The organism is Mesorhizobium sp. M1406 (assembly GCF_040317555.1).
Lineage (GTDB): Bacteria > Pseudomonadota > Alphaproteobacteria > Rhizobiales > Rhizobiaceae > Mesorhizobium.
Window position 1 is genome coordinate 1 of sequence record NZ_JAMYKW010000109.1, and the last position, 9,715, is coordinate 9,715.

Here is a 9,715-nt window from a genome sequence, read left to right on the forward strand (position 1 = left end):
CCATGATCCGGTGCTGGCGGTGCTGGCCGGCAAGCTCAAGGCACGGCGTCACAAGAAATGCGCGGCCGTCGCCGGCAAGTCGACGTTCAACCGGCTGGAGGCTGTTCGTCGAGCTGTTCATGGGTGCGCACGCCGCCCCGCCCGAAGAGATCGTGCTGGATCTGGATGCCACGGACGATCCCCTGCACGGCAACCAGGAGGGGCGGTTCTTATGGCAACTACTGCTACCTGCCGCTCTACATCTTCTGCGGCGATCACCTTTTGTGCGCCAAGCTGCGACCCGCCAACATCGACGCGGCCGCCGGCGCGGTTCAGGAGATCGAGCGCATCGTGCGCCAGCTGCGTCAGCGTTGGCCCAAGGTCCGCATCGTGCTGCGCGCCGATTCCGGCTTCGCCCGCGAGGAGCTGATGGCCTGGTGCGAAACCAACGCCGTCGACTACCTGTTCGGTCTGGCCCGCAATGTTCGGCTGGTCCGCCACATCGCGGCTGAACTGGACGCGGCCAGGGTGGAAAGTGCCCTCACCAGCCGGCCCGCCCGCCGCTTCAAGGACTTCCTATGGACCACGCGCAAGAGCTGGAGCGGCCGGCGCCGGGTCGTGGCCAAGGCCGAGTGGACGCAAGGCGAGGCCAACCCGCGCTTCGTGGTCACCTCGCTCGACGCCGAGGCCTGGCCGGCGCAATGCCTCTACGAGGACCTCTACTGCGCCCGCGGCGAGATGGAGAACCGCATCAAGGAATGCCAGCTCGACCTGTTCGCCGACCGCACCTCTGCCGCCACCCTGCGCGCCAACCAGCTCAGGCTCTGGTTCGCCTCGATGGCCTATGTGCTGATCTGCGCACTGCGCCGCATCGGCCTGGTGGACACACGGCTCGCCAGGGCAAGCTGCGCCACCATCCGCCTCAAACTGTTCAAGATCGGCCCCCTGGTCAATGTCTCGGTGCGCCGCATCAGGCTGGCCATGAACTCGGCCTGCCCCTTCCGGCGCGAGTGGGCCCTGACCTACGCCCGATTACCAGCAGCCGCCATCTGAGCGCCCCGATCCACCCTCCCGTCAACACAAGGATATCGCCGAACCACAACCACCGCTTCGCGCGGCGACAGCCCTTGCCTGCAACTCACGCGCTCGTAAAATCCCCGCTTCAGACCTACGCCAAAAGACAGTGTGAGATATCCGGGCTAGGGTTCCCACCTCGATTCATCCGTCATTCCTTGTTGCGCGTGGCGGCGTTTTCACGATTTGGTTGCCGACGAAGCGGCAGACGACGACGCACCGGGCCATTGATTGGCGCGAAGACCTGCAAGAGCCGATTATGTCGATGCTTCATCCCGTCGCGATCTACGGGATCTAGTCCGGGGCATCAATCTGACCCGGTCTGCATCTCCATAGGCCGTGACGCGGTCAAAATAAAGCGGCGATAGACATGGGTACGGAGACGATTGCGCAGGTTTGCGGTCCGTCTTTGTGCCTTCGCGATCGGTGCATGCGATATCCTGGAAACGCTTACAAAACCTGCGTCCTCGAGCATCTGCGCCAGCGCCTCGTAATGGAGGCCGCCGGCGAATGGCAATGCGCGAATGATCTCCGCATGCCGCTCGCTCAAGGAGCCGTCATAGTAGGGATCGGCGCCGAAGAACCGGTCGATCGCGGCGACCAGGGAAGCCGCGATCCGTCCAACCGATGTCGGCTTTGACCAGTCGCCGTCATAGACGACCAGCTTCCCGCCCGGAGTCAGCAGTCGCTTCCATTCGCGGAACGTCGGCTCCGGCTCGAGCAATGTCCACACGAGATGGCGGCAGATGATCGCGTCGTAGCATTCGTCCGGCTCCATTGTGTTTTCGGCGTCGGCGAGCAGGAAGCGCAGCCGCGGCTTGCCCGCGTGCTTGGCTCTGGCCACATCGAGCATCGCCTCAGAAAAATCCAGCGCGGTGACGTCATGACCGAGATCGTGAATGAGCTTGGTGATCTCTCCGGTCCCGCACGCCAGTTCAAGCACCCGCAAAGGTTTTGCGCCGAGCGTGTCTCGAATCGGCTTCTGCCGGGCTCTGAACTCATCCGGCGAAAGAATGCCGTGGCCGAAGGCATCATCGAACGTCTTGGCCCGCTCCGACCAGTAGGCCCGCATTGATTCCTTGAGATGGAAGTTTTCACGATGAGTAGCTGGATGGTTCATGCTCAGCGGGCGAAGCCGTTTCGCGCGAGGATTTCGTCGAAGCGTTTGCGAGCGCGGGCGGGAACATCTGCCGCGTGAAAGCTCTCGGGAAGTGCCGTTTCGCCGACCCGGATTATCATCACCATGCCCATTCCGATATGCGGCGAGCACTTGATGCCGTAAAAACCTTCCTGGTCGAGCGTGACCGCGATCTCCTCGTTGATCTTGCCCTTGAAGCCGGCGTAGCCCTCGGGAACCATGCCGTCGATCGTCGCCGCATTGTGGCCTGTGCTGGCATTCAGGAACTTCACTGTGTCGCCTGGCTCGGCGCGCACGAAATCCGGTTCGTAGACCATCGGTCCGGTGGCTCCGCGGTTGAGCATCTTGATTTCGTGCATCTCGGCATAGGCGTGCGACGACGCTGCTAGCGACAAGAGCAAGGTGAGAATTCGTAAGTGCATGGGTTTCCTTTCAGGAAGCTGCATGAAAGCGGAACATGTGCATGCCGTCTGTCGGGTCGGTGAGGAGGCTTGCGCGAACGCCGAACACCGCGTCAATCCGCTCGACGGTCAGCACTTTGTGCGCTGGACCCAGCGCAACGAGTCGGCCACCGGACAGCACGCCGACGCGATCGCAGGAGAGCGCCTGGTTCAGGTCGTGCAGCGCGACAACCGATGTGACCGGCAGTTTTGCGACCAGATCCAGGATCGAGAGCTGGTGCTGGATATCGAGGTGGTTTGTCGGCTCATCGAGAAGCAGGATCTGAGGCTGCTGCGCCAGTGCCCTCGCAAGATGGATACGCTGGCGTTCCCCACCAGACAGGGTTGCCCAGGAACGCCGTTCGAAGCCTTCCATGTCGGTGTCGACAAGTGCCTGCGAGACGATGCGATCGTCTTCAGCCGACCATGGTTGCAACGGGGTCAGCCGAGGCGTACGGCCAAGCTCGACCGCATCCTTCACCGTGATAGCTTCCGTCGTTTCGGCCTGCTGCTCGAGGAAGGCGATCGTTTGCGCGGCGGCGCGACGCGGCATCGCGCGAAGCGCTTCACCCTTGATGCGAACATCGCCTGACGTGGGTTGCCGGATGCCTGCCAGCAGTTTCATCAGCGTCGACTTGCCGGAGCCATTCGGTCCGACGAGACCGAGTGTTTCGCCTTCATGGACGACGAGATCAACGCCCGAAACGATCGGCTTGCCGCGAACCGACCAGCCGAGATTGCGCGTCTCCAATATCATGGCGTGCGCCGCCCACGGATCAGGATCAGCGCAAAGGCCGGCGCTCCGACCAGTGCCGTGATGACGCCGATCGGCAGCACCTGTCCAGGAATGATGGTGCGCGACAGCACGTCCGCGGCGATGAGGAATGCTGCACCGACGAGCGCCGTCGTTGGCCCGAGCCGGCCGTGCCGCACCCCGACCAGGAACCTCGCGGCATGGGGAATGACGAGACCGACGAAGCCGATCGATCCGACAATGCTGACCATGACGGCGGTAACGAGCGCCGTGATGCCAATGAGGATCACCTGCACGGTGCGGACCGGCACGCCGAGAGACGACGCCGATTCCGCTCCGAATGCGAAAGCGTCGAGGGCGCGCGCAAACCAGATGCAGGCGGCCAATCCGACCAGCGCAATCGGCACCGCCAGCCAGACATCCGGCCACCGGGCGCCGCTCAGGTTGCCGAGCAGCCAGAACATGATGCCGCGCGCCTGTTCGGCATTGGCGGATTTGGTTATGATGAAGGATGTCAGCGCATTGAAGAGCTGCGATCCGGCGATGCCCGCAAGGACGATCTGACCGGTACCGTGACGCGTCACGCTGCCGCCGGCCGCCCGCGCCAGCATCGCCACCAGGGTGAAGGCCGCAACAGCGCCGACAAAGGCGCCGAGCGACATCGAAATCGCGCCGGCGCCCAGGCCGGCGACCGTCACCGCAACCGCGCCGGTCGAGGCTCCTGCGGAAATCCCCAGCAGGTACGGGTCAGCAAGTGCATTCCGCAGCAGCGACTGCAACACCATGCCCGAGATTGCCAGACCCGATCCGCAACAGGCCGCGATGATCGCGCGCGGCAGGCGATAGTTCCAAATGATCCCCATGTCGATCGGGTCGAGTACGTATGCCGAACCAAGGATCTTGTTGACCAAAATCTGTACGACGGTCGAGACAGGGATCGGCGTCTCGCCGATGCAGGTGCCGGCAAGCACCGCCGCGAGGAGCGCCGCGAAGCAGAGCGTCCCCCGGCCGAGCCGGGAGACGTAGATCGCTTGCGAGGCGGTCAGGCTCACTGGGCCAGTCCGGAATCCTTGAGCGACTTTGACAGCACCTCGATGCCGGCGATGGTGCGGATGGTCGCGTCCATGGCGTGCGCGTCCATGACGACGATGCGGTTGTTCTTCACCGCCTCCATCTGGCTGGCGACCGGATCGGTCTTGAGGAACTCCAGCTTCTTCTCATAGTCGTCAGCGGGGAAGCGCCGGCGATCCATCTTGGCGATCACGATCAACGTCGGGTTGGCCTTGGCGATGGTCTCCCAGCCGACCACCGGCCACTCCTCGTCGGACTCGATGATGTTCTTGATGCCGAGCTTGTCCATCATGTAGGCGGGAGCGCCCTTGCGTCCCGCCACATAGGGATCGATGTCCATCTCGGCGCTGGAGAACCAGAACACGGCCGAGACGTCCTTGAGGTTGAGCGCCTTCGCTTCCGCAATCGCCTTGTCTTCGCGTTCGGTCAGGCTGGCGACGAGTTGCTCGCCCTTGTCCTGGATGTCGAAAATCTGCGCCAGTTCTCGCGCGCCCTGATGGATGGACGCAGTCGAGAAGAGCTCGCTGCGCGTCCCGTCGACGCCGACCGTGTTGTCCTTCGCCACGCAGTCGTCCGGCAGCACATAGGTCGGGATACCGACATCGTGGAACTGCGTGCGCGTGGCGACGATGCCGTCCGGTCCGACGTGCCAAATGAATTGCACGGTTACCAGTTCCGGCTTCTTGGCAACGACGCTTTCGAAGCTCGGATCGTTGTCGGCCAGGCGTTCGACCTTGTCGTTGACCTCTTTGAACTCCGGCAGCACCTCGTTGAACCAGACCGAGGTGCCGGTAACCTTGTCGCCGAGGCCGAGCGAATAGAGCACCTCGGTCGCCGCCTGTCCGACCGTGACAGTCGAGGCGGGCGCCTTCTGGAAGGTCAGCGTTTCGCCGCAGTTCTCGAGGGTCAGCGGATATTTGGTCGGTTCGGCCCCGGCGGCGGCCGTGAAGAATACAAAGCTAGAGGCAGCGAGTGCCAGGCGTGAAACAGTCATGGCGCGAAGATCTCCGATCGGTTGATGGCGGGGATCGGAGGACTGGGGCCAGGACGACAATGATCGAGCTCATGCCCGTAAGGACATGATGCGGCTGCACCTCAGGTGTGGCTAACGACATCGACAACCTCCCCGGACAACCCCGCCCGGCGCGTTCAGTTACAGACGTCGGTAGGTCTCCTGACTGACGGGTCATCGTCCGTCTCGGCCTTCCCGGGGGCTAATCCCAGTGGCATGATCGAGATGGACTCGCCGCCTACAGTTGCGGGGGCAGTTTCGTTTCGCGGCCGAAGAAGACCGCGCCGAATTCCCTGTTATTTCCTTGCGGAAACCGACACTCCCTCGTAGCCAATCGCGCTGCCTTGATCAAGCGGCCATGGCCATATCTAGATTTGAGCTATGTTGCCCTTTGCGATGCGTGTCGCCGCATTGAAGCAGAAAGGATCGGCCAACTCATCGAATGCCGGATAGGGCTGCGATGATGGCGTCGAGCCCATCCGTCAGTGCCGCAGGCCCTGGCTGCAGTATGAGCGGAGACTTGATCTCGACGATGCGATTGTCGCGCACGGCAGGAATCCGGTCCCAGCCCGGCCGCGCTCTGATCCTCTCCGCCACAACCCGCTTGCCGCACCAGGAATCCAGGACAATGTCGGGCTGAGCAGCAATAACCTCTTCTGGCGTGACGACCCGGTCCTTGGCCGCCTTGGCTTTCGTTTTTTGCGGGAAGATATCATCGCCGCCAGCGACTTCGATCAGTTCCGAGACCCAGCCGATGCCGCTGATGAGCGGCTCGTCCCATTCCTCGAAATAGACCCGCGGCCGCTTCCTGCCCCTGGTGGCGGATCTGATGTGCTCAAGGCGTTGGTCGTAGCCTACCGCCAAGCCGTCGGCTTTCGCCGTCGCGCCGACAGGCGCTCCGACCGTCTGGATCATTGCGAGGATGCCCGCGATGTCACGCTTTTGAAGGCGTGGACCGCAACACCTTTGCGGATCAGAGCGGCGACAATATCAGCCTGAAGGTCGGAAAAGGTCAGGACGAGATCGGGCTCGAGCGCGACGATCTTCGGAATGTCGGCGGATGTGAAGGCGGAAACGCGGGCTTCTCCCGCCTTACCTGCGGGGGCCGCACGGCATAGCCGGACACGCCGACAATCCGATCCTGTTCGCCCAGCAGATAGAGCGTCTCGACCGTCTCTTCGGTCAGGCAGACGATCCGCTCTGGAGGAAAGCTCATCGCCCTCAGGCAAGAGCGCCGTCGCCAACAGGCGCCGGGCGTGAAAGAAGGCCAACAGAAAGAGCAGCTTTGTGCAGCAGCGTCAGGCCGGCCAGCGCCAGCACATTCGGCCAGAGGATCTGCAGAATGACCTCAAGCGAGAATGCATCCTCCCCGGATGGAAGGATCGCTGTCGCCGCGAACAGGACAAGCTCGTAGACGAAGAACGCGAGCACAAAGCCGGCGAGGAGCGTCAGAAGTTCGGAGGGGATCCGGCCGCGCAACAACAGCACCGCACCTGTCGCGAGGGCAGCCGCGATGCCGATAGCTGCACCCCAGGCGAAGCTGTCCCATGTCGTCGGATAGCCGAGAAACACGTAGCCGACCGCCTGATTTGCCAACCACGCGATGCTGGTCAGCAGCAGCGCTCCCCGGCGGGACATGTTGGCGCCGGCAACCGTCGCGATTGCCGCAAACGGCGTGGCGCAGGCGAGCGCGAGGCTGAAGACAATGCTCAGAGCAACGACAAGAACCACCCAAACGCTCTGGCGTGCGCTGGTCGAGCTGTCATGTATCGTGGTGGTGGTTCTCATGATCGCAGATCATAATGCGGAGCGCCGGGCGCTTCAACGTCGTCATTGCGAAGAACCGGACGATGACGTACCGCGCCTCTTCGCGGATACGCTCGATCTCGTCGATCACCTCCTTGAACTTTCCCGCGACCAGTACTTCGTCGGGCATGCCGACGTAAGCTCCCCAGTAAATGTCGAGATCACCGTCGACGGCGCGGAGCGCTTTCTCCGCATTCAGCATGATGACGACGCTGTCGACCTTGTTGGGAAAACCCTCCGCCATCGTCCGGCCGGTCGAGATCAGAATCGACCGGCCGATATTGCACAAGGCAACCTTGTGTCTCGCGGCAAGTGCCTGAATGCTGTTGATTCCGGGAAGTACCTCGTAGTCGAGTTCGAACTCTCCGCGCTCCTTCAGCCGGTCCAAAATGCGCATTGTGCTGTCGTAAAGCGTCGGATCGCCCCAGACCAGAAAGGCCCCGGTTTCGGAGGCATCGAGTTCCTCCATGATCAGCTTGCTGTAAGCCGCCTCGACATCGTCATGCCAATCCGAAACGTCCACCTCATATTCGCCGGTTCGCTTGCGCTCCGGCGCCTTGAATTCGACCGTTCGGAATGGCCGATCCCGAACATGACGTTCGAGGATCTCGCGCCGGACACGCGCCAGCTCATCCTTCTCAATCCCCTTGTCGGGGATGAAGAACACGTCCACCTGGTTCATGGCGTTGACCGCCTGGATCGTGACGAAGTCCGGGTTGCCGGCGCCGATACCTATGATGAGCACCTTGCGCTCATTGGGTCGCTTCGGCGACGGGGTCTGCGCTCAGGCAGCGCTGGAACTCCCGAAACAGCTCGGCCAGCTTCTGCGGGCCTGGATGCCGTCCTTCGTATCGGTCAAGACGACGGATCTCGATGTCCGCGGCCGCGGCAAGATCGGAACCTTCGGGCTGGGCCATCAGCCAGGATACGAATACGTCCTCCGCCTGCGGCAGGCCCGCTATCGGACGGCGTGCAACATGATGCTCGGCACTCAGTCCCATGCCAGCGCTCCACCGTTCTGGTATTCGATCACCCGGGTCTCGAAGAAGTTCTTCTCCTTCTTCAGGTCCATGGCTTCCGACATCCATGGAAACGGATTTTCGACCTCCGCGAACACCGGGGAAAGGCCGAGTTGCGCGCAGCGCCTGTTCGCAATGAAGTGCATGTACTGCTCGCACAGAGCCGCGTTCAGCCCAAGGAATCCCCGCGGCATCGTGTCCCTGCCATACGAGGCCTCGAGATCGGCCGCCGTCTTGATCATACCGCGAACCTCGTCCTGGAACGCCGCGGTCCAGAGATGCGGGTTCTCGATCTTGATTTGGTTGATGACGTCAATGCCAAAGTTCAGATGGATCAGATCGTCGCGCAGGATGTACTGGTACTGCTCGGCGATGCCGACCATCTTGTTGCGCCGGCCGAGCGACAGGATCTGTGCGAAGCCGGTGTAGAACCACATGCCCTCGAAGATCACGTAGAAGGCGACGAGGTCGCGCAGGAAGGCTTGGTCCGCTTCCGGCGTGCCGGTGCGAAAATCCGGATCGTCGAGATGCTGGGTGTGCTTCAGCGCCCATGCCGCCTTGTCGGTGATCGACGGCACCTCGCGATACATGTTGAAGAGCTCGCCCTCGTCGAGGCCGAGACTTTCGACGATGTACTGGAAGGTGTGGGTGTGCACCGCCTCCTCGAAGGCCTGGCGCAGCAGATACTGTCGGCATTCGGGATTGGCGAGATGGCGGCAAATTGCCAGCACGATGTTGTTCGCCACCAGGCTTTCGGACGCGGCGAAGAAACCGAGATTGCGCTTCAACATGCGCCGCTCGTCCTCGGTCAGCCCGTCTTTCGACTTCCACAGCGCGATGTCAGCCTGCATGGACACCTCGTTCGGCATCCAGTGGTTGTTGCAGCCGGACAGGTATTTTTCCCACGCCCAGCGGTATTTGAGCGGCAGGAGCTGGTTGACGTCTGCGCGGGCGTTGATCATCCGCTTGTCGTCGACACGCACACGGCTTCCGCCTCGTTCGATGGCTCCGAGGCCCGTGGCGTCGGCAAGCGGGGCTTCCTCGGACCCGAAAGCAACAAGGGCGCGAAACGGACCGTCCAGCGGTGGATGGTCGTGTGGTCGACCTTCAAGCCGCGTTCGGCCATCATCTCTTCCAGATCGCGCAGGCTCAGATTGTAGATTCCATGGGCGTGGAAAGCGATCGGCTCTCTGACAGAGTGAGGTTGCTGAACCAACCCTGTGGAGACGACCATGCATATTTCAACTGACCGATCCGAAACACCGACCGCCATCCGCACCAATCTCTGCGCGATGTCTCATTGGAACTGAGCCGGTCAAGCTGGGTGATCACGTCGCTGTCGCCGGGCTGCTGGCGCGCCTTTCATGGCTTCGTGAGAAGGCGCTGTCGCGAACGGAACGACACTTTCCGATCATTGTGATC

The 9,715-nt window shown here is 62.3% G+C and carries 9 protein-coding genes, 2 pseudogenes and 1 riboswitch; of the genes and pseudogenes, 1 reads left to right on the top strand and 10 read right to left on the bottom strand.

What is annotated here, in order from left to right; genetic code table 11:
* A pseudogene (locus tag NKH03_RS33315) lies at positions 1–1,032 on the top strand (IS1380 family transposase); the annotation flags it as partial.
* A gap of 328 nt (positions 1,033–1,360) precedes the next feature.
* Here NKH03_RS33315 and NKH03_RS33320 read toward each other — a convergent pair.
* The 10 genes and pseudogenes from NKH03_RS33320 to NKH03_RS33365 form a co-directional block, all read right to left on the bottom strand.
* Positions 1,361–2,125 (bottom strand): class I SAM-dependent methyltransferase, encoded by a 765-nt coding sequence (locus NKH03_RS33320; protein WP_352973118.1) that lies wholly within the window; start codon positions 2,123–2,125, stop codon positions 1,361–1,363.
* Positions 2,126–2,175: 50 nt separating this feature from the next.
* Entirely contained in the window at positions 2,176–2,613 is a 438-nt protein-coding gene (locus NKH03_RS33325) for a pseudoazurin (RefSeq protein WP_352699291.1), read from the bottom strand.
* Positions 2,614–2,623: 10 nt separating this feature from the next.
* Positions 2,624–3,388: an ABC transporter ATP-binding protein gene (locus NKH03_RS33330; RefSeq protein ID WP_352973119.1), complete on the bottom strand. Its 765-nt coding sequence runs from the start codon at positions 3,386–3,388 to the stop codon at positions 2,624–2,626.
* The gene (locus NKH03_RS33335; RefSeq protein WP_502903244.1) at positions 3,385–4,437 is read right to left on the bottom strand and encodes a FecCD family ABC transporter permease; all 1,053 of its coding nucleotides are present in this window, start codon (positions 4,435–4,437) and stop codon (positions 3,385–3,387) included. Before NKH03_RS33335 ends, NKH03_RS33330 begins: the two co-directional genes overlap by 4 nt.
* Entirely contained in the window at positions 4,434–5,450 is a 1,017-nt protein-coding gene (locus NKH03_RS33340; protein WP_352973120.1) for an ABC transporter substrate-binding protein, read from the bottom strand. Before NKH03_RS33340 ends, NKH03_RS33335 begins: the two co-directional genes overlap by 4 nt.
* A gap of 153 nt (positions 5,451–5,603) precedes the next feature.
* Positions 5,604–5,801, bottom strand: a riboswitch (cobalamin riboswitch).
* Between the two features lie 102 nt (positions 5,802–5,903).
* A pseudogene (locus tag NKH03_RS33345) lies at positions 5,904–6,684 on the bottom strand (cobalamin-binding protein).
* Between the two features lie 5 nt (positions 6,685–6,689).
* Positions 6,690–7,256 (bottom strand): hypothetical protein, encoded by a 567-nt coding sequence (locus NKH03_RS33350; RefSeq protein WP_352973121.1) that lies wholly within the window; start codon positions 7,254–7,256, stop codon positions 6,690–6,692.
* Entirely contained in the window at positions 7,231–8,019 is a 789-nt protein-coding gene (gene cobF, locus NKH03_RS33355) for a precorrin-6A synthase (deacetylating) (RefSeq protein WP_352973122.1), read from the bottom strand. The genes NKH03_RS33350 and cobF overlap by 26 nt, the downstream gene beginning before the upstream one ends.
* A gap of 7 nt (positions 8,020–8,026) precedes the next feature.
* Positions 8,027–8,275, bottom strand: a complete 249-nt coding sequence (locus tag NKH03_RS33360) for a hypothetical protein (protein ID WP_352973123.1) — start codon at positions 8,273–8,275, stop codon at positions 8,027–8,029.
* Positions 8,266–9,375, bottom strand: coding sequence for a ribonucleotide-diphosphate reductase subunit beta (locus NKH03_RS33365; protein WP_352973124.1), 1,110 nt, complete (start codon positions 9,373–9,375; stop codon positions 8,266–8,268). Before NKH03_RS33365 ends, NKH03_RS33360 begins: the two co-directional genes overlap by 10 nt.
* Positions 9,376–9,715 lie beyond the last annotated feature (340 nt).